This window comes from Pseudodonghicola flavimaris, assembly GCF_030164425.1.
GTDB lineage: Bacteria > Pseudomonadota > Alphaproteobacteria > Rhodobacterales > Rhodobacteraceae > Pseudodonghicola > Pseudodonghicola flavimaris.
In genome coordinates this window covers 38,483-63,436 of the sequence record NZ_JASNJD010000019.1, presented here as the reverse complement: position 1 = coordinate 63,436, position 24,954 = coordinate 38,483, and the positions used below count along the sequence as shown (strand labels likewise).

Genomic DNA, 24,954 nt, shown 5'->3' with positions numbered 1-24,954 from the left:
CGCCCGTCTTCCCCCCGTGTCATGCCGCATGGAAAAGAGGTTCAGGATGTCCGGATCCGAGGACACCGCAAAAATCACCGCCTACAAGGCGCAGGCGAAATCCCTGCGCGCGCTGCTGGCAGCACAGGGCACCCCGATCAGCCATTCACAGGCGCTGGAACTGGTGGCGCATCAGCAGGGCGCGCGCGACTGGAACACGCTGCGGGCGCTGGCGGCGCGCCCGGACCGCGGCAACGCCCGGCCGCTGGCGGTGGGCGACCGGGTGGTCGGCCGCTATCTCGGCCAGCCCTTTGCCGGCATTGTCCATGGCCTGAGCGGCGGCACCCACGGCGGCCCCCGGCGCATCACGCTGCAGTTCGACGACCCCGTCGATGTCGTCACCTTCGATAGCTTCTCCTCGTTCCGGCGGCGGGTCACCGCGACCATCGACGAGACCGGCCAGTCGCCGCAGAAGACCTCGAACGGGGTGCCGCAGCTGATCGTCATGGCCGAGGGGATGTGAGCCCCCCACCGCCAAAGAAAAGGCCGCCCCGAAGGGCGGCCTTTGACGAAACGCTGGCGCGGGGACCCGGCGTTATTCCGGGGTCCAGCCGCTGACGGCCTTGATTTCCAGGAAATCCTCGATCCCGAAAATGCCGGCCTCGCGGCCGTTGCCGGATTGCTTCATGCCGCCGAAGGGGGCGCCCGGCGCCCGCGGCTTGCCGTTCATTTCCACCATGCCTGAGCGCAGCACCCGGGCCATGCGGTTGGCGCGGGTCGGGTCCTGGGTCTGGACGTAGTTGGTCAGACCGTATTCGGTGTCATTGGCGACGGTGATCGCCTCTTCCTCGGTGTCGAACTTCATGATCGACAACACCGGGCCGAAGATCTCCTCACGCGCGATGGTCATGTCGGGGGTGACATCGGCGAAGACGGTGGGGCGGACATAGAAGCCCTTGTTGAAGTTCTCCGGCCGGCCCGGGCCGCCGGCGACCAGGCGGGCGCCCTCGGCGATGCCCTTTTCGATCAGGCCCTGGATCTTGGTCCACTGGGTTTCGTTGACCACCGGGCCGATGTGGTTACCCTCTTCCGAGGCGGGGCCCACGGTGACCTTGGCGGCCACAGCGGCAGCCTCTTCCACAGCCTTGTCGTAGATCTCGGACTGCACCAGCATCCGGCTCGGGGCGTTACAGGACTGGCCGGTGTTGTTCATCATGTGCAGTACACCGCGCTTCACCGCCTTTTCGTCGGCATCAGCGAAGATCACGTTGGCGCCCTTGCCGCCCAGCTCCAGATGAACCTTCTTCAGCGTGTCGGCGGCGTTTTTCGAGATCGCGATACCGGCGCGGGTGGAGCCGGTGAAGCTGACCATGTCCACGTCGGGATGGCCGGTCAGGCGGGAGCCGACCCCCATGCCGTCGCCGTTGACCAGGTTGAAGACACCGGCGGGGAAGCCGGCCTCTTCCATCAGTTCGGCGAAGACGATGGCGTCGAGCGGGCTTTCCTCCGACGGCTTCAGCACCATGGTGCAGCCGGCGATGGCAGCGGCCCCCACCTTGAGGGTGATCTGGTTCATCGGCCAGTTCCACGGGGTGATCAGCGCGGCGACGCCGACGGCCTCATAGATGATACGGTCGTTGGGGGCACGGTCGTTCAGCGGGCGGTCGAACTGGAACTCCTTCGCGGCGGTGATGAAGTTCTTCAGGTGGAAGCTGCCGGCGCCGACCTGCTGGGTGCGGGCCAGGTCGATCGGCGCGCCCATGGCGATGGACATCGCCTGCGCCAGCTCCTCGCCTTTGGCGACATAGAGCTCAAGCAGCTTTTCAACCAGCGCGATCCGCTCCGCCGGCGGGGTTGCCATCCAGCCCGGCAGCGCCGCCTTGGCGGCGGCGACGGCGGCATCGGCATCGGCTTCACCGCCCAGAGAGATCACGGCGCAGGGCTCCTCGGTCGAGGGGTTGATCACCTCGTAGTCCCGGCCCGCCAGCGGTGCGACCCATTGGCCATTAATGAAAAAATTCCGCTTCTCGATCATCTCTCAGAGTCTCCCAGTTCGTCACTCGTGCACAGACCACCCGGTCTGCGATTCTGCGTCACTCTGTCATTGCAGATGAATGGGGACAAGACGGGGGGTGAAACCTTATATGCGGGATACTACATTTGCCGCGACGCGCGAACGTCGCTGACCAACAACGAGGAGACACACATGGGCCTGCGTATCAACGACATCGTCCCGAACTTCACTGCCATGACCGATCAGGGCGAAATCACCTTCCACGACTGGATCGGTGACAGCTGGGCGATCCTGTTTTCGCACCCGAAGGACTTCACTCCGGTCTGCACCACCGAATTCGGCGCCGTGTCGCAGCTGGCCGACGAATGGGCCAAGCGTAACACCAAAGTGATCGGTCTGAGCGTCGATGGCGCCGACGAGCACGTGCAGTGGAAAAGCGATATCGAGGGCTTTTCGGGCGCCTCTGCCAGTTTTCCGATCATCGCCGACACCGACCTGAAAGTGTCGAAACTCTTCGACATGCTGCCGGCGGACGCCTATCTGCCCGATGGCAGTACCGCGGCCGACAGCGCCTCGGTCCGGTCGGTCTTCATCGTTAGCCCGGACAAGAAAGTGCAGCTGATCATGACCTACCCGATGTCGGTGGGCCGGAACTTCGCCGAGGTGCTGCGCGCGCTCGACGGCCTGCAGCGCACCTATCAGCAGCCGCTGGCCACCCCGGCCAACTGGACCGTGGGCCAGGACGTGATCGTGGCGCTGTCGCTGGACGATGCCGCCGCCGAAGAGAAATTCGGCGCGCTGGACAAGAAGCTGCCCTATCTGCGCTTCGCCAAGAACCCGGCGTAACCCGGTCTCAGCCGTGCTGCGGGCGCAGGGCCACCTGCGTCCGATAGACGGCCCGCCTGAATTCCCGCGTCAGCTTGCCCCTGGCGCGGGTTTTTTGCTGGATCGTCGACCCGCCGATTTCCGAGGCGATTTCACGACTGCCCAGCGACAGGATCGCATGCACCGGCTGGTGGGTGATCCAGTGCATTTGCAAAAAGGTGTCGACCGGCCGGTCGATCGCCTCGGTCGCCTTCAGCATCCGGGCCGCCGCCCCGCGCCCGACCACCTGGCAGATGCATTGCAGCGCGATCACCTTCGGCAGGATGAACCGGATATCGCCATCCTCCGCCAGCACCCGGGCCGGGGTCTCGCGCTGCTTCACCGGCAGACGGATATACATCTCCGGCGTAGCGGCGCGGTCGATCAGCGCCAGCGCCCGCTGCAGCCGTTCCGGCTCGACCGAGAGATCGTCTTCGGCGATCAGCGCATAGTCCCACCCCTCGTCCAGGATCCGCTGCCAGCAACGCCGATGGCTGAGGAACACACCGATCTCTGCCGGGCGCAGCGGAAACGGATACTGCGGCCGATAAAGATTGCCCGGCGCCGTCCGAACCCCGGCAATCGCCCCGGGATCGCGCCCGTCCACCGCCTCGATCAGCTGCGCGTCAGGCAGATCCCGCAACAGCCGCTCTGCGTTGGGGCGGCGGGCGGTGCTGGAAGACATATGGATGATGAGAGAGTGCATGTGGTGCTTTCCGACCAGTTCGGGAATGCGCCGCGGACGGCTGTTTCTATGGGTCCCTGAGGGTCTGAGAACCTCCGGATAATCGCCCTGTTCCTGCCTGCGGTCCAGTCGCATCGTCAAGAGCCGTTGACGTCTTGCGCCAGCCGCTCCCGCCCCGGGCGCGCACCCCATCGGCCCAGTGACCCGGAGGCCACGGCATGGACGCAACAAAAAAGCCCCGGCATTACTGCCGGGGCTCTCGAAGCGGGAAAGGAAGGGGAGATTACTCCGCCTCTTCCTCTTTCTTCTCTTCTTTCTTGGCCTCTTCGCCGGTCTCCTGGTCGACCACTTTCATCGACAGGCGGACCTTGCCGCGGTCGTCGAAGCCCAGCAGTTTGACCCAGACTTCCTGACCTTCCTTCAGCACATCCGACGGATGGTTCAGGCGGCGGTTCTCGATCTGGCTGACGTGCACCAGCCCGTCGCGCTTGCCGAAGAAATTCACGAAGGCGCCGAAATCGACGATCTTCACGACCTTGCCCTTGTAGATCTTGCCCTCTTCCGGCTCTGCCACGATCGAATAGATCATGTCATAGGCCCTCTGGATGGCATCCCCGTCGGCCGAGGCGATCTTGATCACGCCGTCGTCGTTGATGTCGACCTTGGCGCCGGAGGTTTCCACGATCTCGCGGATCACCTTGCCGCCCGAGCCGATCACTTCACGGATCTTGTCGGTGGGGATCTGCATGGTCTCGATCCGCGGTGCGTGCACCGAGAAGGCAGCCGCCTCGGTCAGGGCCTTGGCCATTTCGCCGAGGATGTGCAGACGACCGTCCTTGGCCTGGGCCAGGGCTTTTTCCATGATCTCCGGGGTGATGCCGGCGACCTTGATGTCCATCTGCAGCGAGGTGATGCCGTTTTCGGTCCCTGCCACTTTGAAGTCCATGTCGCCCAGGTGGTCTTCGTCACCCAGGATGTCGGTCAGGATGCCGTAGGAGCCATCGTCTTCCAGCACCAGGCCCATGGCCACGCCGGCAACCGGTGCCTTCAGCGGCACGCCCGCATCCATCATCGACAGCGACCCGCCACAGACCGAAGCCATGGAGGAGGAGCCGTTCGATTCGGTGATCTCGGAGACCACGCGGATGGTGTAGGGGAAGTCGGTCGGAGCCGGCAGAACCGCCTGCAGCGCGCGCCAGGCCAGCTTGCCGTGGCCGATCTCACGACGACCGGGCGAGCCGACACGACCCACTTCGCCGACCGAATAGGGCGGGAAGTTGTAGTGCAGCAGGAAGTTCGATTTGAAGTTGCCATGCAGCGCGTCGATGAACTGTTCGTCATCGCCGGTGCCCAGCGTGGTCACGACCAGACCCTGGGTTTCGCCCCGGGTGAACAGCGCCGACCCGTGGGTCCGCGGCAGCAGGCCGGTTTCGGCCACGATCGGGCGAACCTGATCCAGCGCACGGCCGTCGATCCGGCGGCCGTTCTTGACCACATCGCCGCGCAGCACGACCGATTCCAGCTTCTTGATAGCGGACCCGAGGTTCGCATCTTCCAGCTGCTCTTCGCTCAGCGTCGCCTTGATCGCCTCGACGGCGGCGGCCACGGCGGCCTGACGCTCCAGCTTGTCGGTGATGGCGAATGCGGCGCGCATCTGCTCTTCACCGGCGGCTTTCACCACGTCGTAAAGCGCGGAGTAATCCGGCGGGGTGAAGTCGAACGGCTCTTTCGCGGCGCTTTCAGCCAGGGCGATGATCAGGTCGATCACCGGCTGGATCTGTTCATGCGCGAAGGTCACGGCGCCCAGCATTTCGGCTTCGGTCAGCTCGTAGGCTTCCGATTCCACCATCATAACGGCGTCTTTGGTGCCGGCGACAACCAGGTCCAGGCGCTGCTCCGGGTTCAGGCGCAGCTGGTGCATGTCGTCCACGGTCGGGTTCAGCACGTATTCGCCATCGACGAAGCCGACGCGGCAGCCGGCGATCGGGCCCATGAAGGGCACGCCCGAGATGGTCAGCGCGGCGGAGGCGGCGATCATGGCGACGATATCGGGATCGTTGACCAGATCGTGGCTCAGCACGGTGCACATCACCAGCACTTCGTTCTTGAAGCCGGGGACGAACAGCGGGCGGCAGGGCCGGTCGATCAGGCGCGCGGTCAGCGTTTCCTTCTCGGTCGGGCGCGCCTCGCGCTTGAAGAAGCCGCCGGGGATCTTGCCGGCGGCATAGTATTTCTCTTGGTAATGCACGGTCAGCGGGAAAAAGTCCTGACCGGGCTTTTGTTCCTTGGCGAAGGTGACGTTGGCCATCACACTGGTTTCACCGAGCGTCGCGATCACCGAGCCATCGGCCTGGCGCGCAACCTTACCGGTTTCCAGAGTGAGGGTTTCCTCGCCCCACTGCATAGATTTCGTCGTTACGTCAAACATCATGGTATCCTGTTAGAGAGCACTCCCAGGCGTATCCCGGGTCTCCCGTTTGCTTGGCGGCCCCATTGCCGCCGCCCCCTATCCTCTTGCATGTGCCCAGGAGCTGAAGGCGTCACGTCTCAGATGGGGCGCGCATACAGGAGTTTGCCCTGTTTGGAAAGCAGGGAGTTCCCGCAGTCCCCGCTGACGCAACGCGCCGCCATCGCCCCGGATCGGCGCCGCGCGACGGTTGCGATCGCGCCCCCCGGCGCTATAGTCACGCGGAAGCGAGGACGACCTCCTCCGCGCCCGGCCGGCGCGGGACCAGCAGACGGGACGGCCCGGAGCATCTGACCCGAGCCGAGCCGAGACACCCCCATGCGCAGCCCCCGCGACCGTATCCGCCATGTGATTCTGTTCGAAATCCTCGGCCTGGCGCTGGTGACCCCGCTGGGCATGTGGGTCTTCGGCATGCCCCCCCACGCCGTCAGCGTGGTGGCCATCTCCGGTTCGACTCTGGCGATGGGGCTGAACTATGGCTACAACCTCGCCTTCGACCGGCTGCTGCTGCGGCTGACCGGCTCTGTCCGCAAGGGCCTGGGCCACCGGCTGGTGCATGCGGTGCTCTTCGAGATCACCCTGCTGGCCGGGCTGATGCCCTTCATTGCCTGGTATCTGGATGTCGGCCTGTGGCAGGCGCTGACGATGGACATCAGCCTGGCCGGTTTCTACCTGGTCTATGCCTTCGTCTTCAACTGGGGCTACGATCTGATCTTCCCGCTGCCCGACCCGCAGGCCCGGCAGCGGTAGCTGCCTCCCCTCAGAACAGCACCACACCGAAGGCCAGCGCCAGCAGCGCGGCATGCACGATCAGAATCGTCAGCCCCAGCCGGTGGTCGGTCCGGGTCGCCACGGCAGGCCCGCGGCGCTTGCTCAAACGGTGCGAGAACAACGACAAGAACAACGTCGCGATGATCAGGCTGAAGATCAGGAAGGACACCTGGTCGATCAGGCCGAACACCGCATCGAAACCCACCGCATCCTCCAGCCGGTAGCGGTTGAACACCGCCGCGAACACCGAGCCGGTGGACATGCCCACCCGGATCCCCAGTTCTTCAAGCGGAACGAAGATCACCAGCGCGGTGATCGCGAAGGCCACGAAGAACCCGCTGAATTTCTCGAACAGCAAGGGCGACATGTTCCGCGCCAGCGACACCGTCGCGGTCAGCCGGGAAAAGCTGGGATGGCCCGCACGATGGCCGAAACCGGTGTCATAGGTCGCCATAGAACTGGCCAGATCGAACCCCGCCACGCTCCACCCCGGGGCCCGGACATTGCTGGCCACCCGGGAATCCCTGGTATCGGGCACGAAGACGATGTCGGAGACGGTCGAGGCTGCCTCGATCACCATCGGCAGGCTCTGCCGGTCGAAGGGGTAATTGCGCACATCGAAGGCGTGATCGTAAACCGCCTGAAATTCCATAACCGCGTAGCGGGCGCCATCCTCCAGCTCGGTATCGACGAAAATCCGCGTCTGCGCCGAGCGCGCCAGCAGCTGCATGCCGTGTTCCGGGTCGAACGTGCCCTCCGGATCGATGAACCAGGCATAGCCGGCGATGCCGAAGCCGCCATCGCTCGGCTCGACATCGAAGACGCTGGTGACATAGACGCCGACGCGCACCTCCCGCGGCAGGGTCTCGGCGGCGAGGCGCCCGGGCAGGATCGCCAGCAGCATCCAGACCGACAGCGCCAGAAACGGCAACAGCCCGGGCCACCGGGACAGGGGCGTGGCAATCCGGCCCTCCGGGCATCGGCGGAAAGATGTCATCTGAGAATTCCCTTAGGTAAACAATAGCTTTACGGCACCATGATCTGCCGTGAAACCACGTCGCAAGGGATTTCATGCGCCGCCCCGGACCGGAGCTCGCGGCGGCGGGCGGACTGATGCGAAAGGGAAACACTGCGTCAGGGCGGCAAGACCCGGTCAGAGCCGGGTCACGCCGGGATCAGACGCGGGTCAGGCCCAGATCAGGGTCGCGCCTTCAGCAGGGCGCGCAGCTGGCTCGGGAACAGCTGCAACAGCATCGTCTCGGTCTTGGCGGCACCGTCATGCGCCACATAGACCCGCAGGTCGATCGGCCTGTCGTCCTCGGGCGCCAGCGCCGAAAAGTCGATATCGAAAAGCGCCCGCCAGCCGCTCTGGCCAACGATGGGATAGGCCACCTCCGCCGACACCACCCCCTGGCTGGCGGTCACCACCGGGCGGGTCAGCGGCCCGCGCGTCACCCCCTCAAGACCCAGGGCATCGAAATCGCAGACCACCTTGACGGTATCGGCCGGGCGCGGCTGGCCGGGCACACCGCCCTTGCCCAGCCGCACCGCCCGGAACCGCGCAGTCGCCGGCGGCAACGGGGCGTCTTCCAGCCAACTCAGCCGATAGTTCAGCTGATATTCACGCCCGGCCACCGCCGCCTCAGCGGGGGTCCAGAAGGCGACGATATTGTCGAAGGTCTCGTCCTCCGTCGGCAGTTCGATCAGGGTGACACTGCCCTCGCCCCAGTCCTCCAGCGGCTCGACCCAGGCCGAGGCGCGGCGGTCGTAGAACACGCCATCGTCCTGATACTGCGCGAAATCGCGTTCGCGCTGCATCAGGCCGAAGCCACGCGGCCCCCGGGTCGCGAAGCTGTTGGCCATCACCCGCGGCGGGTTGTTCAGCGGCCGCCAGATGCGCTCCCCGTTGCCGGCGTGAATTTCCAGCCCGTCGCTGTCATGTACCTCTGGCCGCCAGTCGGCGGCGATCTGGCGGTCGTGCTTGCCGAACCAGTACATCGAGGTCAGCGGCGCCAGCCCCAGTCGGGAGACATCGCCGCGCAGGAAGATATCGGCCGAGACCTCCTGCACCACGCCATGATCGTGGCGCGAGGTGATGCGATAGGCCCCGGTGGCGCGCGGGCTTTCCAGCAGCGCGTAGGTGATCAGGCTTCCGTCGCCCGGTTGCTCCAGCCAGAACCGGGTGAAGCGCGGAAATTCCTCCGCCCCGTCGGCGATGGCGGTGTCCAACGCCAGCCCGCGCACCGACAGGCCGAACTGCCCGGAATAGCCCGACGTGCGCCAGTAGGAGGCTCCGAGGAATGCCATCCAGTCGAGCCGGGTCTGGGCGTCCTGAACCGAAAACCCGGCAAAGCCCTCGGTATGGGTCAGCTCCTGCGCCGGGCTGTCGGCGGGAATGTCGAAGAATTCGCGGGAGAACGGCACTTCGCGCGCGGTGCCGTCCTCGACCACATAGATATGGACCGGCTGCGGGAAATAGCGGCCGGGAAAGAAGAACTGCACCGGGTTGTCGGCCGGATCTCCGGCCCAGAGCGCCCGGTCCCGGCGAAATCGGATCTGCCCGTGCGCATCATAGTCGATCCTGTCGATTGCCGCGGCATCTGGGATCGGCATCGGCACGAAGGGCGCCTTGGACAGCCCCCGGGCCATATCGCGCAGCCGGGCGAAGGAAAACGGCTCTGCCGGGCCCAACGCCGCCCCGGAGGCGATATCCACGCTCTGGGCACGGGCGACCTCGGGCAGGACGCAGAACGCCCCGGCGCTCAGGGCGGCCGCGAGGACGGCACGACGGTCGGGATGATCGGGGGACATGCGAAACTCCAGGCAGGCTCTTGGTCTGAGACGCAGATTTGGGGCAGCGGCCGGGCGCTTCAACGGCAAAGACCGCGGGCCGGCAAGGCCTCGCTCATGCTCCGGCGGCGATTGGGCGGCCGTTTGCCTGCCGCCCACGAAAAACGCCCGCTCCAACCGGAACGGGCGCCGAAATTTCGCAAGACCGAAAGGCTTAGCGACGCAGGCCCAGACGCGCGATCAGCGACTGATAGCGGGCTTCGTCATTGGCCTTCAGGTAGTCCAGCAGCTTACGACGCTGGGCGACCATCTTCAGCAGACCACGGCGGCCGTGGTTGTCTTTCTTATGGGTCTTGAAGTGCTCGGTCAGGGTCGCGATGCGCGAGCTGAGGATAGCAACCTGGACTTCCGGCGAACCGGTATCGCCTTCCTTGGTTGCATATTCTTGCATGACACGGGCTTTTTCTTCCGGCGTGATCGACATCGGGGTCTCCTTTACAGGTTAGAGGAATGGCGCAGGCCGGGATGTCGTCCAGCACAGGCCCATGGAGAAAACCCGCAGCGATTCCGCCACGGGATGCGGGCGTATAGGCGGTTTTGCCGGCTTTGGCAAAGGAATTTGCCCGCCGCCGCGACGCCCCGGGCTCAGGTCGGAAACCAGAGCTCCGGCTGCCGGGCATAGGCGATATAGAGCGGATGGCGCGGATGGCCCTCTCTGGTCAGCCCCAGATGATGCACCGTTCGGCCGGTTCCCCGCAGCAGCGCCTCGACTGCCGCACCGCGGCCCAGATGCGCCCCATGTGTGCCCCAGCCGGCAATCACCTGATCGGCCCAATCCAGCCCGTCGAGAATCGCGGCGTCATTATCGGGCCCGACCGGATCGGCAGCCCGGCGCATCGCCCGGGGATCGGTTTCCCGCAGCGCGAAGATATTCGCCGCCCGGAAGCCGCCGAAACCCAGCGCCCGCGCCCGCCGCTCGCAGCGTTCGATGGTCGGGTCGTTCTGCACCTCGGTCGCGGTGGAGGGGTTGAGCATAAGAAACAGCAGCCGCCGCCCCGCCGGATCCCAGACCCTCGTCAGGCTGTAACGATAGGTCTCGCAATCGGAGTAAACGGCGGTTGAGGGCGCATCGCCCTTGATATGACTGCGGCAGATCATGGCCGCGGGTCTATCCAAAGACCCCGCCGTGGGGAAGGGCCGCTCAGCCCGCCGCCATCCGGGCATTGCGCTCCAGCAGGGCGCGGGCGAAATCCGCGTCCAGCGCAGAAAGCAACAGGTGGTGCAGCTGCAGGACCTCACCGGGGCGGCGGTGCAGCGTCTCATGCCCGCGCAGATAACGCAGCAACTCCGCCGCCGGATGCCCGGGCCGCAGCGACAACAGCACTGCCGCCCCCTGCAACACCATCCGCAGTTTCTCAGCCCGGCTGCTGCCCCGGCCGTAATCCGGCGCGAATCCTTCGGAGAACGGGATATCGGCATAGGCCGGATAGCCTTTGCGGATCGCCTCGTTGTGCAACTGCTGGTCGCGGGTCACCGCGAAGGGCAGCGACAGGCAGAAGCGGACATAGTCCTGATCGAGGAACGGGCAGAACACCGCCTGCGCCGATCCCAGCATCGCGGTGGAGATCAGGCTGATCTCGCGCCGGGTGCGGTTCCAGAACCAGAACGCCTGATAGGGGTCGGCGGCATCGCCATACCGTGCCACCGTCTCGCCGACATAGGCGATGGTCTCTTCCAGCGGCACCGGCGCATAGGCGCGGCCCGCCGCATCCGCCTGCCCCGGCTTGCCGATCACCCGACCGTGGCCACCGATCAGATCGCGCGCGATGCCGGTGAAATCCCCCCGCGCCGCCTGCGCGAAATAGCCCGCCGCATCGTCATCGGGGTTGGTCAGGATGTCGCCGGCGATGCCGTCGAACACCGCCCAGGGCCCGCCGATCAGAAAATCATGCAGCGGCATCATCTGCATATGTTCGTCCGAACACAGGCTGTTGAGGATCTGGCTGCGGAACTGATCGTGCGGCCGGCTGCGCGGCTGGTTCAGCACTTGGTGCGCAATCCCCATCCGGTCGGTCAGGGCACGGGCGGAATCGGCATCCGGGTCGCGCCGCATGGTGGACTGCTGCACCGTCACGCACAGATCCGGCCGCCGCCCGAGGTGATCCAGTGCCAGCAGGATGTGACGCGAATCCCGCCCGCCGCTCAGCGGCATCAGCATCGGCCCGTCCCAGGCGTCCAGGATATGGCGCAGGCTCCGGCGCGGCATCTCGATGATCCCGTCGACCGCCTCGGCCCGGCTCAGCTGCCGCTGAGGCGGAATGAAACTGCGATCCTCAGGCGCTGTCACCACGCCGTCCTGCCAGATCAGCGCTCCCCCGGCCGGCAGCGCCCGGATGTGGCGAAACGGCGTATCGTCGTTCAGAAACAGGCCCAGCCGATAGAATACCCCCAGCGCCGCCGGGTCGAGTGCCGGATCCGCACCCTCGGCGATCAGCTGCAGGATCGAGGGCGAGATCATCACCCGGCTGCCCTTGCGATAGATAAAGAGAGAGTAATAGCCCAGCGGATCGACCTCGGCCCGCAGGCGGCTGCCGTCCCACGCCCAGCGGGCGTAGACGCCATCGGGTCGCCCACCGTCCGGCCGCGGCACCGGCCGGCCCAGGTCACAGACCGGCTGACCGCGCAGCCGCGGTTGCCCCGCGCCCAGATCCAGATCGATGAAAGGCGGTGCCGAATCGTAGATCGGCCAGCCCGGCGACGGATGCGCCCCTGCCTCGGTCACTCAGTTCACTCCTTACCCGGTCACCGGCGCCAATCTGGAGCGCGACCCGGCGAAAAACCAGCCCGGAATTCGCCGCCCGCCCCCGCGGTCAAAGAGGATTTCGCGGCCGGATGCCGGCTGTAACGGAAAAATGACAAAAAGCTGAAAAAAGTCGCTCTGGCGCCCTTGTGGTTCCCCGGGCTTTTAATTAGGTAGGCCGCATTGGCGCGGGATGGAGCAGCCCGGTAGCTCGTCAGGCTCATAACCTGAAGGTCGCAGGTTCAAATCCTGCTCCCGCAACCAACGATAAAACACTCCCGAAGGCCTCCTTCGGGAGTGTTTGTTTTTTCAGCCTTCTCAATCGGTTAGCCTCCTCGCGCTACGACCGGGTTCCGGCCTCCTCCCCGCCTGACGGCGATGGGCGCCCCTCCCCCCCAGAACCCCTCTGGCGCTTGCGGCGCCCGCCGCGCGGCGCCTATGTTGGCCGGAGCCCCGACCGGGCGGCTTCACACGAGGAACGATCTGACATGAGCCCATCCGCACGGGACGGCTGGAGAGCCGGGGTGCTCTTTTCGCGCAGCGGGACCACCGCCGTCACCGAAACCGAGCATTACAACGGTACCGTCCTGGCGATCGACGAGATCAACGCCTCGGGCGGGATTCTCGGGCGACCCATCGTTCCCATCGCCCGCGACCCGGGATCGGACAACGACGCCTATCGCATGCTGGCCCGGCAGATGCTGTCCGAGGAGGAGCTGGACGTGATCTTCGGCTGTTCGATGTCGGGCAGCCGCAAGACCGTGCTGCCGGTGGTCGAACGCCACAACGGGCTGCTGTTCTACCCCTCGATGTACGAGGGCTTCGAATATTGCGAAAACCTGATCTATACCGGAGCCACGCCGAACCAGCTGTGCCTGCCGCTGGCCGATTACCTGCTGCAAAGCTACGGCGGCCGCATCGTCTTCGTCGGGTCCGACTATATCTACCCGCGGGAATCCAACCGGATCATGCGCGACCTGATCGAGGCCCGCGGTGGAGAGACCGTCGCCGAACACTACCTGCCACTGGGCGCCACAGCGGCGGAGGAAATCGCCCTGATCCGCGAGATCGAGGAAAAACGCCCCGACGCGGTGTTCTCGACTCTCGTCGGCACCTCGGCACAGGCCTTCTACACGCTCTACGACGCGGCGGGGATCGACCGCAGCCGCTGCCCGATCGCCAGCCTGACCATGGCCGAGGGCGAGATCGCCCGCATCGGGCCGGAGAAATGCGCCGGCCATATCCTCGCGGCCAGCTACTTCCAGACCCTCGACACCGCCACCAACCGGGCCTTCGTCACGGCCTACAAGGCGCGCTTCGGCGCATCGGCGGTGACCAGCGTCTGGTCCGAGCCGGCCTATAATCAGGTGCATCTCTTCGCGCGGGCGCTGGAACGGGTCGGCACCATGGACACCCGCCGCATCGGACAGGAGGTTCTGGGGCTGGAATTCGATGCTCCCGGCGGCCGGATTCACGTCGACCCGGAGACCCGGCACACCTGGCTGACGCCGCGCATCGGCGTGGCGCGGCCCGACGGGCTGTTCGACATCGTCTGGGAGGGCGCCAGCCCGGTGCATCCCGATCCCTACCTGGCCACCACCCGGTTCGACGAGCCGTCCTTGCGGGAATGGGCATGAAGGGGCACCCCCGCCGCATACTCGAGGATCTGCGTCGGGCGCGGGTGCTGGTGATCCATCCCCGCGACGAGGATGGCGAGGTTCTGATCGGCCAGCTGCGCCGGCTCGGCTGCGAGGTGAAAGCCGCCTGGCCGCTGCCCGCCGTGCTGCCCGAAGGCACCGATACCGTCTTTGTCAGCGTCGAGGATACCGCGACCGATCAGGCGGTTCAGGTCTTCGAAGGCCACGATCCGGCGATCATCGCCGTCGTCACCTATGAAAGCCCGACCTCGCTGCGCGCGATCTACGATCTCAACGCCCATGGGGTGATGAGCAAGCCGCTGCGCCCGCTGGGCATCCTGACCCAGTTCACCCTGGCCCGCTATCGACACGGTTACGAGGCGCGGCTTTCGGCCAAGGTGCGCAAACTGGAAGACACGCTGAAGGGCCGGCGGCTGGTCGATCGGGCGATCCGCCTGCTGGTCGACGAACAGGGGCTGGAGGAGGATGCCGCCTATCGCCTGCTGCGCGATCAGGCGACCTCGGAGCGGATCACCATGGCCGCCATCGCCGAGGACCTGATCGCCGCGCATGAGACCATGCGCCGGTTGGGCCTGAAGCGCTGATACGGCGCCGATGTTTCACGAGCGCTGAAAAATAGAGCTGAAAAATCGTGCATTTGCCTAAATATTGAAATTGAACCGGATCGCTCCGCGTGACAGCTTTGGGGCGACGAGCAGGATTGCTCTGCGGCAAGGTTGCCGCTCTACATCCCGGCTATGCAGCCCCCGATACCGCGGTCTTCGACCGTGGGCGGGGGCTTTTTGCGTTTTGGAGACCGACGTGCCCCCTGAGACTGATCATTCCGCCCCCGTAACCATCGCCTGCATCCAGTTCGAACCGAAGATCGGCGAACTCGCGGCCAATCTGGAGGCCATCGAAACCCGCGTGCGCCAGGCCCATGCCAATGGGGCACGGCTGATCGTTCTGCCGGAACTGGCCGACAGCGGCTATGTCTTTGACAGCGCCGAAGAGCTGGCCGATCTGGCGCAACCGATCCCGGAGGGTATCAGCGCGCAGCGGCTGATCGCCCTTGCGGCCGAACTCGGCATCCACATCGTCTCGGGGCTGGCCGAGGCCGCCGATGGCGGCTTCTACAACTCCGCCATGCTCTGCGGGCCGGAGGGCTACATCGGCACCTATCGCAAGATGCACCTGTGGTATCGGGAGAACCTGTTTTTCAGGAAAGGCGACCTGGGGCTGCCGGTCTTCGACACGCCGCTGGGCAAGATCGGCATCGCCATCTGCTATGACGGCTGGTTCCCCGAGACCTTCCGCCAGCTGGCGATAAATGGGGCCGAGGTGATCTGCGTGCCCACCAACTGGGTGCCGATGCCGGACCAGGATCCCCAGACCGAAGCGATGTCGAACATCCTGCACAAGGCGGCCGCGCATTCCAACGGGCTGTTCATCGCCTGCGCCGACCGGGTCGGCACCGAGCGCGGCCAGCCCTTCATCGGCCAGAGCCTGATCATCGATGCCACCGGCTGGCCGCTGGCTGGCCCCGCCAGCCGTGAGGACGAAGACATCCTCTATGCGCAGATCACCCCGGCCGATGTCCCGGCCAAGCGAAAACTGAATGAATTCAACGATATATTCGGCGACAGACGCACGGACGTCTACAGCTGACCCCGCCTCCTCCTCCCCTCAACCTCAATCCAAACAGGGAATTAGAACAATGAAACTCCCCTCTCTCATCGCAACCGTGACCAGCGTCATGCTGGCCGGCGCGGCCTTCGCCGCAGAGGATCCCATTCGCATCGGCGTGCCGGTCGGGCTGTCGGGCGCCAACAGCGTCGTCGCCCCGTCGGTGGTGCAATCGGCCGAGCTGGCGGTCGAGGAGATCAACGCCGCCGGCGGCGTTCTGGGCCGGCCTCTGGAGCTGGTGATCGCCGATGACGCCTCCGGCGCGGCGGGCGCGCAGAAGGCCTTCGACTCGCTGGTCTTCCAGAAGGAAGTCGACGTGCTGATCTCGATGGAGACCAGCGCCGCCCGTAACGCCGGCCTGCCGATCGTGTCGCGTGGCCGCGTGCCCTACATCTACACCTCCTTCTACGAAGGCCGGTCCTGCAACCCCTATCTCTTCGTCGATGCCTGGGTGCCGGAACAGCAGGTGCCGCCGATCGTCGATTACCTGAATGCAGAGGGCGCCAAGAAATACTTCCTGATCGGCAGCGACTATGCCTTCGGCCGCGGCATGCTGGACTTCGCCCGCAGCTATGTCGAAAGCACCGGTGGCGAGATCGTCGGCGAGGAATACCTGCCGATGGACGGCACCGACTGGACCGCGATCATCTCCAAGCTTAAGGCCTCCGGCGCCGAAGCGATGATCACCTCCACCGCGGGCGGCGCCCCCAACGTGACCCTGACCAAGCAGCTGCGCGGCGCCGGTGTCGACCTGCCCTACGCCAACCTGGCCGTGGATGAGGGCACCGCGAAAAGCATGGGCGCGGATGCCGCCGGCATCCTGATCTCCGCCTCCTACGTCACCGGCATCGACAGCGCCGAGAACAAGGCCTTCCTCGACGCGATGAAAGCCAAGTTCGGCGATGAGCTGCGCACCCCCAACGATCTGTCGGTGCCGCAGTACGAGGCCGTCTACCTCTATAAGGCCGCCGTCGAGAAAGCCGGCTCCACCGACGCCAAGGCGGTTCTGGACGTGCTTCCCGAGGTGTCCTTCACCGGCCCGCGCGGCACCATCCAGATGAGCAAGCAGCACCATGCGCCGCTGACCATGTACCTGGGTCAGGTGCAGGAAGACGGCTCGGTCGTGGTGGTCGAGACCTTCAAGGATGTCGACCCGGGCGAACAGTGCCCCAAGCTCTGACCTGAAACGGCGGCCGGGGTCCTGCCCCGGCTGCCTCTCCGAACCCGCGAAAGGACCCCGGCGTGATGACCCTTCTCCTGGATATCGTGACCACTGCGGCCATCCTGTTTATCGTCTCGGCGGGTCTTCTCGCCATTTTCGGCGTGCTGGAAATCGTCAACTTCGCCCATGGCGCCTGGCTGACCGTGGGCGCCTATTGCGCCGTGGTGACCGGCGGGCTTGGGCTGAACCCCTGGCTGGCCCTGCCGCTGGCCTTCGTCGCCGGAGCGGTGCTGGGCGGCGTGACCGAGCGGCTGATCGTGCGGCCGCTCTATGCCCGGCCGCTGGATGCGATCCTGGCCACCTGGGGACTGGGCATCGTCATCGGCCAGCTGATCACCCTGTGGTTCGGCCGCGACGTGCAATTCACCGAGAACCTGCTCTCCGGGACCATTCATGTCCTCGGCATCAGCTATTCGCTCTATCGTATCTTCGCCCTGGCGGCGGCGCTGGTGATCGGCCTCGGCTTTGCCTTTCTGCTGGAAGGCACCCGGCTGGGCCTGTCGGCCCGCGCGATCATCATGAACGAGCCGCTGGCGCGCGCGCTGGGTCTCGATACCACCCGCATCCGGCTTTTCACCTTCATGATCGGCACCGGGCTGACCGCGCTGGCCGGCGTCCTGCTGACGCCCCTGACCAGCGTCGACCCCACCATGGGCGTCTCCTGGCTGATCGGCTCCTTCATGCTGGTGATGGTGGCCGGCTCCTCCTTCGGCGCGCTGGCCATCGCCTGCCTGGTCTTCGGCGGCGCGCAGGTTCTCGTCTCCACCTTCATCAGCCCGATTCTCGGGGGCATCACCGTCGCCGTGCTGAGCGCGCTGGTCCTCCGCATCAGTTCGAAAGGCTTCGCCCGTGCCTGACACGCTTGCCGCCTCCCTCCCGCGCAACGCCGCCGTCCGGCGCCGCGTTCTCCTGCTGGGTCTTCTGGCGCTGGTCGCGCTGGCCCTGGTAATTTTCGGCCCGTTGGTCCTCAGCCGGTTCAGCATCAACGTGCTGACGCGATCGATGATCTACGCGATCCTGGCGATCACGGTCGATCTGCTGTGGGGCTTCACCGGTATCCTCACTTTCGGCCAGGCCGCCTTCTTCGGTGTCGGCGCCTATGCCACCGCGATGCTGCTGACCCATATCGGCAGCTCTCCCAGCCTGATGGCGCTGGCGCTGCTGCTGGCGATCCTGGTGCCGATCGTGCTGGGCGTGATCGTCGGCTGGCTGTCGTTCTACTACGGCTCGACCCCGATCTATGCCACGGTGATCTCTCTGGTCTTTCCCATCGTGGTGACTCAGCTGATCTATTCCGGCGGCACCCTGACCGGGTCGAGCAGCGGCATGGTCGGTTACTTCGGCCTGCCCTTCGGGCTGGAGGGGTTCTTCCGGCTGTCCGGCATCAGCCTGGTGATCGTCGCGCTCGGGGCGCTGATCTTTGTGCGCTCGGACAGCGGCCGCATCCTGACCGCGATCCGCGACAACGAAACCCGCTGCGCCTATCTCGGGCTGAATACCCAGCGCATCAAGATCCTGCTGACCGCCGTTCTGGCCGGAGTCGCCGGGCTCGCGGGCTTTCTCTATGCCAATGCCTCCGGCGTGGTGGCCCCGGAAAACACCAGTTTCGTCTTTGGCACCGAACTGGTGGTCTGGACCGCCCTGGGCGGTCGCGGCACCATCCTCGGCCCGGTCCTGGGCACCATCGGGATCGATTACCTCAGCGCCAGCCTGTCGGGCGAACTGCCGTTTCTGTGGCAGCTGGTGGTCGGGGCGCTCTTCGTGGTGATGATCATCTTCCTGCCCAACGGGCTGGCCGCGCTGGTCACCCGCCTGACCCGGCGCGGCCGTGGCGAGGTGGTGGCCGGTGCCGGGCCTGAACTGGTGCCGCAGCCGCCACGCAGCCATGCCGCCCCCTCCGACGCGCCGCTCCTCAGCATCGACAAGCTGGAAAAATCCTATGGCAGCCAGAAGGTGCTGACCGATATCACGCTGGACGTGGCACCGGGCGAGCTGGTCAGCCTGGTCGGCCCCAACGGCGCCGGCAAGACCACGATGATGCGCTGCCTGACCGACGGCAAGGAAAGCTCGGGCGGGGTGGTGCGCATCGCCGGCAAGTCCATCGCCGGGATGGTGCCGAACCAGATCGTCGCCCTTGGCGTCGGCCGCAAGTTCCAGGTTGCCAGCGTGTTCGAGAGCCTGACCGTCGCTGAATGCCTGCGGATGTCGCGCGCCGCGCTGGAGGCCCCCAGCATCGTCACCGCCTCGGACCGGCTGAGCCTGCCGCCGGCGGCCATCGAAATCCTGCAGCTGACCGGGCTGGACAAGCTGCTGACGGCCGAGGTGTCGCTGCTGTCCCACGGCCAGAAGCAGAGCCTGGAGCTGGCCATGGTGGTGGCGCTGGAGCCGCGGATGATCCTGCTGGACGAACCCACCGCCGGCCTGACCAAGGCCGAGCGCACCACCATCGGCACCATCCTGAAGAAACTGACCAACGAGCTCGGCTTCGCCGCCATCCTGGTCGAACACGATCTCGACTTCGTGCGCGATATCTCCAGCCGCATCGTGGTGCTGCATCAGGGCCGGCTGGTACTGGACGGCTCGGTCGAGGAGGTCGTGAACTCCGATATCGTGAAGACCATCTATTCCGGAGGCGATCATGTCTGACACCCCGCAGTCCGAGACCAAGCTGGCGCTGGAAGGGGTGACCAGCGGCTATGGCCCGGTCGCCATCATCAAGGCGCTATCGCTGTCGGTCCGCAAGGGCGAGATCTTCGCCCTGATGGGCAAGAACGGCATGGGCAAGACCACCCTGCTCAAGACCATCCTCGGGCTGGTGCCGGCGCGCAGCGGCGACATCCGGCTGGATGGCCGCTCCATCGTCGGCGCGGCACCCAAGGTGCTGATCCAGTCCGGCGTCGGCTATGCGCCGCAGGAGCAGCCGCTGTTCACCGATCTCAGCATCCGCGACAACCTGCGCCTGGCGGTGCGGTCCGACCGGGAGCTGGAAGCCGCGCTGGAGCATGTGTTCGTCCATTTCCCCTTCCTGCGCGACCGGCTGACACAGAAGGCCGGAACCCTGTCGGGGGGCGAACAGAAAATGCTGATCCTGAGCCGGGCGCTGATGCTGAAACCCGATCTGCTTCTGATCGACGAGATCTCGGAAGGGCTGCAGCCGACGGTGATCGCACGGATCGCCACTGCCCTGCGCGCCGAGCGAAACGATCGCGGCACCACCATCCTGCTGGTCGAGCAGAACCTGAACTTCGCCCTCGATGTGGCCGACCGCTGGGCGGTTCTCAAACTGGGCGAGATCGACGATTCCGGCACCGCCGAGCTCGGCAGCCGCGACAGGATCCTGGACCACCTGAAGATCTGAGCCGCGCCCGCGTTTCCCCGGGCGGCACCCTCGCCGCCCGGCCAGCCCATGACCCGCGCCGGCCCGCGGGCCCCTTCCCGGTCCCCCCCCGGCAGCAGCCCGTCGACATCTCCTGCTGCGGCCCTGCGCAATCGCCACCTTTGATGGCGGGACGGCAAACTGACGCTGGGTCACCAATCACATGAAAATGCAACCGCTTGGTCGACGACCAGGCCCGCGTCAGCATGTCCCCGAGCCGTCGATTACCGGCCGGGTGGGCCGGTCCACGCCGGATCGGGCCGATGGCGCCAGTCGGGCAGCGGAACGCGCGCACCAACAAATCGTGATTCGAACGCCTTTCTCACTAAGCCTTGCGTATCACTCAGCGATACAGCTATACTGCAGTGTGATCACCGATGATCTGTTAATAATCTGCTTAAACCGTAATCAGATACAATTTGCGATTTCGCCCGCCAGAGCCCGCCGTGCCCAAATTTTGGGCGACTTTTGAACGGCACCTGTCGTTACCGGAATTCCAGCGCGAGGGCCCGCCATGACCCGTTTTGTGAACCGTTCCCGCCCCCACACCGAATCGGGTGCCCGCCACCTGGATGAGGCCGCGGAGAATGATCCCCTTTTCATCCGAGCCACCGCGCGGACGATGATGGTGCTGTCCGCCTTTCACGAAACCGACCGGCCGATGAGCCTGAGTGAAATCGCCCGCGCCGCCGGCCTGGACCGCAGCACCACGCAGCGGATCGTGCATACGCTGCGCCAGCTCGGCTATCTGCAGCGCGACCCGCACGACCGCGGCTATGTGCCGGGCATCCGCATCTACGATCACATCTTCGACGCCATGCGCCTGAACCGGCAACTGCAACCGGCGGTGCCGCTGCTGCTCGACCTGCGGCGCAATGTGAACGAACGGGTCGACCTGTCGCTGATCGACGACACCCGTCTGGTCTATGCCTTTCGCCTGCCGCCGAAACGGGAGGTGCTGCATGCGATGATGGTGGGGCTGAGTGTGCCGATCTACTGCACCTCGGCGGGCTGGTCCGTGCTGTCGCGAATGCCCGAGGATGAGGCCCGCGATCTGATCCGGCGGTCTGACCGGCAACGCTATACGGCCCAGACGCTGATCGACGAAGACGCCATCATGGCCGAGGTCGAGAAGGCCGGCGAAACCGGCTATGCCGTTGCTGTGGAACAGCTTTTGCCCGGGGAAATCGCCATTGGCGCGGCCGTTACCAACACGCTCGGCCGGCCGGTGGCGGCGGTGACCATCTCCGGGCTGTCCTCGGACTGGACGCCGGAGGAATTCGCCCGCGCGGTCTCGCCGTCGCTGATGCAGACGGTGGCGGCGATCGGCCGGGCCTGAAGGCGGCCCGGCGTCCAGCGCGGAAGGGCTCAGGCCGGGTCGACCGGCTCCAGCCCGCACCATTCGGCGATGAAGAGAGCGATGGAGAGCGTCACCCGCTCCAGCGAGTCGATCTCGACATATTCGTCGAACCCGTGCGACAGCGCGTTTTTCGGCCCGTAGCAGAGCGACGGGATCTGGTCGAACAGCGCGTAGATCCGCGTGTCGATATAGGCCGGGGTCGCCTTCGCCTCCAGCGGACGGCCCATCGCCGCCTCATGCGCGCGGGCCAGAACCGCCTCGGCCTCGGTGCCTTCGGGCTGCTCGTAGCCATCCGACATGAAGCCGTTCCAGATCAGCCGAGGCGGGTTGTTCGACAGGAAGGGATCCCCGGAGACAAAGGCCTTCAGATGCGCCTCGATCTCGGCGGCGCAGTCTTTGACATCCCAGTTCGGCAGCAGCGAGATGCGGAAATCCACCGCCGCGGTGGCCGGCACCGAGGAGGCCCATTCGCCGCCCTCGATCCGCCCGACATTCAGGTTGATCGGCTTGGCCATCTCGCCGAACAGCGGGTGTTCGCCGCGCCGGTCGTTCCAGGCCATTTCCAGCTCGCGCAGCGCCGCGATGGTGCGGATGGCGGCATCGATGGCATTGGCGCCCTCGCCCATCTCGCTGACGTGACGCGGGATGCCTTCGAACTCGACACGGAACCAGATCACGCCGAGGTTGGCGCGCACCAGGGTTTCGCCAGTGGGTTCGGGCACCAGCGCGGCCTCGGCCTTATAGCCGCGGATATGCGCCATCAGCGCGCCGTCGCCGGTGCTTTCCTCCTCGACCACCGATTGCAGATAGACCGTCGCCGCCGGCTGCCAGCCGGCCCGGCGCAGCGCGTCGAGCGCCGAGATGGCGCAGACCAGCCCGGACTTCATGTCGCCGGCACCACGACCGTACATCTTGCCGTCGCGGATCACCGCGCCATAGGGCGGATCGGTCCACATATGCGCCGGCCCGGTCGGCACCACATCGACATGGCCCTGCAGGATCAGCGACCGCCCGGCCTCTTCCCGCGGACGGTGAATGCCGACGACGATCGGGGCTTCGGAATGCTGCGGGCTCCATTTCCCGGCGCCGGGATGGTTGGCCAGCGCCTCCGGATCCATGGCGAAACGCTCCATCTGATAGCCACGGCCGCGCAGCTCGGCAAAGATGAAGTCCTGCAGCGCATGCTCCTCTCCCCGCTGCGACGGGCGGCGGACGAACTCCTGCGTGAGAGCGATCTGATCGTCGAAGCCCTCCTTCACGGCCTGGGCCAGGGTGTCGCGCAAACTGGGGTCGAGAGGCTGGTCGAGAGACATGTCAGTCACTTTCTGATGCAGGAGGCTTGAGAGGGTCGGGACGGCCGGGGAACGCCCGCAAAGGTGCGGAGTTCGGGCGGAGCCAGCTTGGGATCCGGGCCCCTGCGGCGTCAAGCCGCGCTGCGGCGACACCGGATTCGCGCCGCCCGGCCCGGCGGCACAGCCGGGCGAATTCGCGCCCCGACCGGGGCGTTCCCGCGCCCGCCCGGAAACTGCACAATATTTAATCGGTTTAAGGAAAGACCCTTTTTCGACGCCATTTCGCTTCCGAACGACAAGCCGCCGCTTCGATACTGAAAACGCGCTCCACGCGTTGGGGATGCCACCCCGAAACTGACCGCTCAAAAAACGAGACGACAACAGGAAGGAATAACGATGACATCCATCTGGAGGAATCTCCGCACCGGAATCCTCGGAGCTTCGGCGATGGCCCTGCTTTCGGCCCTGCCGGCAGCCGCCGAAACCACCATCACGGCCGTGATGCACTCCGGTCTGCGTGTGATGGACCCGGTGATCACCACCGCCCACATCACGCGCGACAACGCTTTCATGATCTGGGACACGCTGGTCGCGGTGGACTCGGATTTCGTGGTTCAGCCGCAGATGGCGAACTTCGACGTTTCCGAAGACGGGCTGACCTATACCTTCACCCTGCGTGACGGCCTGAAATGGCACGACGGCGGCGAAGTGACCCCGGCCGACTGTATCGCCTCGATCAAGCGCTGGATGGTGCGTGACGGCGGCGGCCAGATGATCAACGACCGCATGGAAAGCCTGGAAGCCACCGGCGACAAGACCTTCGTTCTGAAGCTGAAAGAGGCCTTCCCCTACACCCTGCAGGCGATGGCCAAACCGTCGGGTCTGGCGCTGTTCATGATGCCCGAGCGCATCGCCAACACCCCCGCCGATACCGCGATCACCGAATATATCGGCTCCGGCCCCTTCAAGCTGGTGGAAGATGAATTCCAGCCCGGCGTGAAAGTGGTCTATGAGAAGTTCGACGACTACGTGCCGGCCCCCGGCCCGCAGAGCTGGTTCTCCGGCGCCAAGGACGTCAAGGTCGACCGCGTCGAATGGGTCACCATGCCCGACGCGCAGACCACCATCAACGCGCTGATGAACGGCGAAGTCGACTATGTCGAAGGCGTGCCGGTCGACCTGCTGCCGCTGCTGGAAGGGCTGGATAACGTCAAGGTCGACGTGCTGAAGAAACTCGGCGCTGTCACCATCGGCCGGATGAACTTCCTGCACCCGCCGTTCGACAACAAGAAAATCCGCCAGGCGGCCCTGAAGGCGATCAGCCAGGAAGACGTGCTGACCGCCATGATCGGCAACCCCGATTACTTCCAGGTCTGCGGCGCGATCTTCGGCTGCGGCACCCCGTTCGAATTCTCCGACGGGTCGGAAAGCCTGACCACCGGCGGCGATATCGAAGGCGCCAAGAAACTGCTGGAAGAAGCCGGCTATGACGGCACCCCGATTGTCCTGATGCAGCCCACCGACGTCGCCACCCTGACCGCCCAGCCGATCGTGGCGGCGCAGGCCCTGCGCAACGCCGGCTTCAACGTCGACCTGCAGCCGATGGACTGGCAGACCCTGGTGACCCGCCGTGCCAGCCAGGCGAAACCGTCGGAAGGCGGCTGGAACCTGTTCTTCACCGGCTGGATCGTTCCGGAAGTCTCCAACCCGCTGGCCAGCATCATGCTGAACGGCCGTGGCGACAAGGCCTGGTTCGGCTGGCCGACCGACCCCGAGATCGAAGCGATGCTGAACGACTTCGCCTCGACCCCGGATCTGGAAGGGCAGAAAGCCATCGCGCAGAAAATCCAGGCGCATGTGATGGACAACGTGAACTACATCCACCTCGGCCAGTACTTCGCCCCTTCGGGCTGGAGCACCAGCCTGAAAGGCGTCGTCAACGCGCCCTTCCCGGTGTTCTGGGGTGTCGAGAAGGAGTGATCACGCTCCTCTCGTGACCCGGGCGCGCGCC

The 24,954-nt window shown here is 65.7% G+C and carries 21 protein-coding genes and 1 tRNA gene; 13 read left to right on the top strand and 9 right to left on the bottom strand.

What is annotated here, in order from left to right; translation table 11 throughout:
- The first annotated feature begins 46 nt into the window (after positions 1-46).
- Positions 47-502 (top strand): glyoxalase superfamily protein, encoded by a 456-nt coding sequence (locus QO033_RS19640; protein WP_284482670.1) that lies wholly within the window; start codon positions 47-49, stop codon positions 500-502.
- Between the two features lie 72 nt (positions 503-574).
- Here QO033_RS19640 and QO033_RS19635 read toward each other — a convergent pair whose 3' ends face one another.
- Positions 575-2,014 (bottom strand): aldehyde dehydrogenase family protein, encoded by a 1,440-nt coding sequence (locus QO033_RS19635; RefSeq protein ID WP_284482669.1) that lies wholly within the window; start codon positions 2,012-2,014, stop codon positions 575-577.
- A 171-nt stretch (positions 2,015-2,185) separates the two neighbouring features.
- Between QO033_RS19635 and QO033_RS19630 the strand changes: the two genes are divergently transcribed.
- Positions 2,186-2,839 carry a peroxiredoxin gene (locus tag QO033_RS19630; RefSeq protein WP_284482668.1) on the top strand — a complete coding sequence of 218 codons (654 nt, stop codon included), beginning with the start codon at positions 2,186-2,188 and terminating at the stop codon, positions 2,837-2,839.
- Positions 2,840-2,846: 7 nt separating this feature from the next.
- Here QO033_RS19630 and QO033_RS19625 read toward each other — a convergent pair whose 3' ends face one another.
- Positions 2,847-3,563, bottom strand: a complete 717-nt coding sequence (locus tag QO033_RS19625; protein ID WP_284482667.1) for a glycosyltransferase family 25 protein — start codon at positions 3,561-3,563, stop codon at positions 2,847-2,849.
- A 262-nt stretch (positions 3,564-3,825) separates the two neighbouring features.
- The gene (gene pnp, locus QO033_RS19620; RefSeq protein WP_284482666.1) at positions 3,826-5,970 is read right to left on the bottom strand and encodes a polyribonucleotide nucleotidyltransferase; all 2,145 of its coding nucleotides are present in this window, start codon (positions 5,968-5,970) and stop codon (positions 3,826-3,828) included.
- A gap of 357 nt (positions 5,971-6,327) precedes the next feature.
- On the opposite strand from pnp, the gene QO033_RS19615 reads away from it, so the two are divergent.
- Positions 6,328-6,759 carry a PACE efflux transporter gene (locus QO033_RS19615; RefSeq protein WP_284482665.1) on the top strand — a complete coding sequence of 144 codons (432 nt, stop codon included), beginning with the start codon at positions 6,328-6,330 and terminating at the stop codon, positions 6,757-6,759.
- A gap of 10 nt (positions 6,760-6,769) precedes the next feature.
- Here the strand turns inward: QO033_RS19615 and QO033_RS19610 are convergent, their stop codons facing one another.
- From QO033_RS19610 to QO033_RS19590, 5 genes are all read right to left on the bottom strand, one after another.
- Positions 6,770-7,777 (bottom strand): ligand-gated ion channel, encoded by a 1,008-nt coding sequence (locus QO033_RS19610; RefSeq protein WP_284482664.1) that lies wholly within the window; start codon positions 7,775-7,777, stop codon positions 6,770-6,772.
- Positions 7,778-7,977: 200 nt separating this feature from the next.
- Positions 7,978-9,591 carry a glucan biosynthesis protein gene (locus QO033_RS19605; RefSeq protein ID WP_284482663.1) on the bottom strand — a complete coding sequence of 538 codons (1,614 nt, stop codon included), beginning with the start codon at positions 9,589-9,591 and terminating at the stop codon, positions 7,978-7,980.
- Between the two features lie 193 nt (positions 9,592-9,784).
- Positions 9,785-10,054 (bottom strand): 30S ribosomal protein S15, encoded by a 270-nt coding sequence (gene rpsO / locus QO033_RS19600; protein ID WP_284482662.1) that lies wholly within the window; start codon positions 10,052-10,054, stop codon positions 9,785-9,787.
- A gap of 161 nt (positions 10,055-10,215) precedes the next feature.
- On the bottom strand, positions 10,216-10,728 hold the full coding sequence (locus QO033_RS19595; RefSeq protein WP_284482661.1) for a DUF1643 domain-containing protein: 513 nt from the start codon (positions 10,726-10,728) through the stop codon (positions 10,216-10,218).
- A gap of 43 nt (positions 10,729-10,771) precedes the next feature.
- On the bottom strand, positions 10,772-12,352 hold the full coding sequence (locus QO033_RS19590; protein WP_284482660.1) for an asparagine synthetase B family protein: 1,581 nt from the start codon (positions 12,350-12,352) through the stop codon (positions 10,772-10,774).
- A 205-nt stretch (positions 12,353-12,557) separates the two neighbouring features.
- On the opposite strand from QO033_RS19590, the gene QO033_RS19585 reads away from it, so the two are divergent.
- The 9 genes from QO033_RS19585 to QO033_RS19545 all read left to right on the top strand — a co-directional run bounded on the left by QO033_RS19585 (position 12,558) and on the right by QO033_RS19545 (position 21,630).
- Positions 12,558-12,634, top strand: a tRNA-Met gene (locus QO033_RS19585).
- 224 nt (positions 12,635-12,858) lie between these two features.
- Positions 12,859-14,007, top strand: coding sequence for a transporter substrate-binding domain-containing protein (locus QO033_RS19580; protein ID WP_284482659.1), 1,149 nt, complete (start codon positions 12,859-12,861; stop codon positions 14,005-14,007).
- On the top strand, positions 14,004-14,612 hold the full coding sequence (locus QO033_RS19575; protein WP_284482658.1) for an ANTAR domain-containing response regulator: 609 nt from the start codon (positions 14,004-14,006) through the stop codon (positions 14,610-14,612). The genes QO033_RS19580 and QO033_RS19575 overlap by 4 nt, the downstream gene beginning before the upstream one ends.
- A 217-nt stretch (positions 14,613-14,829) precedes the next feature.
- On the top strand, positions 14,830-15,675 hold the full coding sequence (locus QO033_RS19570) for a nitrilase family protein (RefSeq protein ID WP_284482657.1): 846 nt from the start codon (positions 14,830-14,832) through the stop codon (positions 15,673-15,675).
- Positions 15,676-15,724: 49 nt separating this feature from the next.
- Positions 15,725-16,873: a substrate-binding protein gene (locus tag QO033_RS19565; protein ID WP_284482656.1), complete on the top strand. Its 1,149-nt coding sequence runs from the start codon at positions 15,725-15,727 to the stop codon at positions 16,871-16,873.
- Positions 16,874-16,938: 65 nt separating this feature from the next.
- On the top strand, positions 16,939-17,772 hold the full coding sequence (locus tag QO033_RS19560; protein ID WP_284482655.1) for a branched-chain amino acid ABC transporter permease: 834 nt from the start codon (positions 16,939-16,941) through the stop codon (positions 17,770-17,772).
- Positions 17,765-19,561, top strand: a complete 1,797-nt coding sequence (locus QO033_RS19555; protein ID WP_284482654.1) for a branched-chain amino acid ABC transporter ATP-binding protein/permease — start codon at positions 17,765-17,767, stop codon at positions 19,559-19,561. Before QO033_RS19560 ends, QO033_RS19555 begins: the two co-directional genes overlap by 8 nt.
- Complete coding sequence (locus tag QO033_RS19550) at positions 19,554-20,273, top strand: ABC transporter ATP-binding protein (RefSeq protein ID WP_284482653.1); 720 nt, start codon at positions 19,554-19,556, stop codon at positions 20,271-20,273. The genes QO033_RS19555 and QO033_RS19550 overlap by 8 nt, the downstream gene beginning before the upstream one ends.
- Before the next feature lie 532 nt (positions 20,274-20,805).
- Positions 20,806-21,630 carry an IclR family transcriptional regulator gene (locus tag QO033_RS19545; RefSeq protein ID WP_284482652.1) on the top strand — a complete coding sequence of 275 codons (825 nt, stop codon included), beginning with the start codon at positions 20,806-20,808 and terminating at the stop codon, positions 21,628-21,630.
- A 29-nt stretch (positions 21,631-21,659) separates the two neighbouring features.
- On the opposite strand, the gene QO033_RS19540 is transcribed toward QO033_RS19545, so the two are convergent.
- On the bottom strand, positions 21,660-22,964 hold the full coding sequence (locus QO033_RS19540; protein WP_284482651.1) for an ArgE/DapE family deacylase: 1,305 nt from the start codon (positions 22,962-22,964) through the stop codon (positions 21,660-21,662).
- Between the two features lie 426 nt (positions 22,965-23,390).
- On the opposite strand from QO033_RS19540, the gene QO033_RS19535 reads away from it, so the two are divergent.
- The gene (locus QO033_RS19535; RefSeq protein ID WP_284482650.1) at positions 23,391-24,923 is read left to right on the top strand and encodes an ABC transporter substrate-binding protein; all 1,533 of its coding nucleotides are present in this window, start codon (positions 23,391-23,393) and stop codon (positions 24,921-24,923) included.
- Positions 24,924-24,954 lie beyond the last annotated feature (31 nt).

Excerpts from the sequence above, each read along its gene's own strand:
- QO033_RS19545 (WP_284482652.1), top strand. The coding sequence starts at position 20,806 with ATGACCCGTTTTGTGAACCGTTCCCGCCCCCACACCGAATCGGGTGCC.
- rpsO (WP_284482662.1), bottom strand. The coding sequence starts at position 10,054 with ATGTCGATCACGCCGGAAGAAAAAGCCCGTGTCATGCAAGAATATGCA.
- QO033_RS19605 (WP_284482663.1), bottom strand. The coding sequence starts at position 9,591 with ATGTCCCCCGATCATCCCGACCGTCGTGCCGTCCTCGCGGCCGCCCTG.
- QO033_RS19625 (WP_284482667.1), bottom strand. The coding sequence starts at position 3,563 with ATGCACTCTCTCATCATCCATATGTCTTCCAGCACCGCCCGCCGCCCC.
- QO033_RS19615 (WP_284482665.1), top strand. The coding sequence starts at position 6,328 with ATGCGCAGCCCCCGCGACCGTATCCGCCATGTGATTCTGTTCGAAATC.
- QO033_RS19595 (WP_284482661.1), bottom strand. The coding sequence starts at position 10,728 with ATGATCTGCCGCAGTCATATCAAGGGCGATGCGCCCTCAACCGCCGTT.
- pnp (WP_284482666.1), bottom strand. The coding sequence starts at position 5,970 with ATGTTTGACGTAACGACGAAATCTATGCAGTGGGGCGAGGAAACCCTC.
- QO033_RS19565 (WP_284482656.1), top strand. The coding sequence starts at position 15,725 with ATGAAACTCCCCTCTCTCATCGCAACCGTGACCAGCGTCATGCTGGCC.
- QO033_RS19540 (WP_284482651.1), bottom strand. The coding sequence starts at position 22,964 with ATGTCTCTCGACCAGCCTCTCGACCCCAGTTTGCGCGACACCCTGGCC.
- QO033_RS19550 (WP_284482653.1), top strand. The coding sequence starts at position 19,554 with ATGTCTGACACCCCGCAGTCCGAGACCAAGCTGGCGCTGGAAGGGGTG.
- QO033_RS19635 (WP_284482669.1), bottom strand. The coding sequence starts at position 2,014 with ATGATCGAGAAGCGGAATTTTTTCATTAATGGCCAATGGGTCGCACCG.
- QO033_RS19535 (WP_284482650.1), top strand. The coding sequence starts at position 23,391 with ATGGCCCTGCTTTCGGCCCTGCCGGCAGCCGCCGAAACCACCATCACG.
- QO033_RS19640 (WP_284482670.1), top strand. The coding sequence starts at position 47 with ATGTCCGGATCCGAGGACACCGCAAAAATCACCGCCTACAAGGCGCAG.
- QO033_RS19630 (WP_284482668.1), top strand. The coding sequence starts at position 2,186 with ATGGGCCTGCGTATCAACGACATCGTCCCGAACTTCACTGCCATGACC.
- QO033_RS19610 (WP_284482664.1), bottom strand. The coding sequence starts at position 7,777 with ATGACATCTTTCCGCCGATGCCCGGAGGGCCGGATTGCCACGCCCCTG.
- QO033_RS19560 (WP_284482655.1), top strand. The coding sequence starts at position 16,939 with ATGACCCTTCTCCTGGATATCGTGACCACTGCGGCCATCCTGTTTATC.
- QO033_RS19575 (WP_284482658.1), top strand. The coding sequence starts at position 14,004 with ATGAAGGGGCACCCCCGCCGCATACTCGAGGATCTGCGTCGGGCGCGG.
- QO033_RS19580 (WP_284482659.1), top strand. The coding sequence starts at position 12,859 with ATGAGCCCATCCGCACGGGACGGCTGGAGAGCCGGGGTGCTCTTTTCG.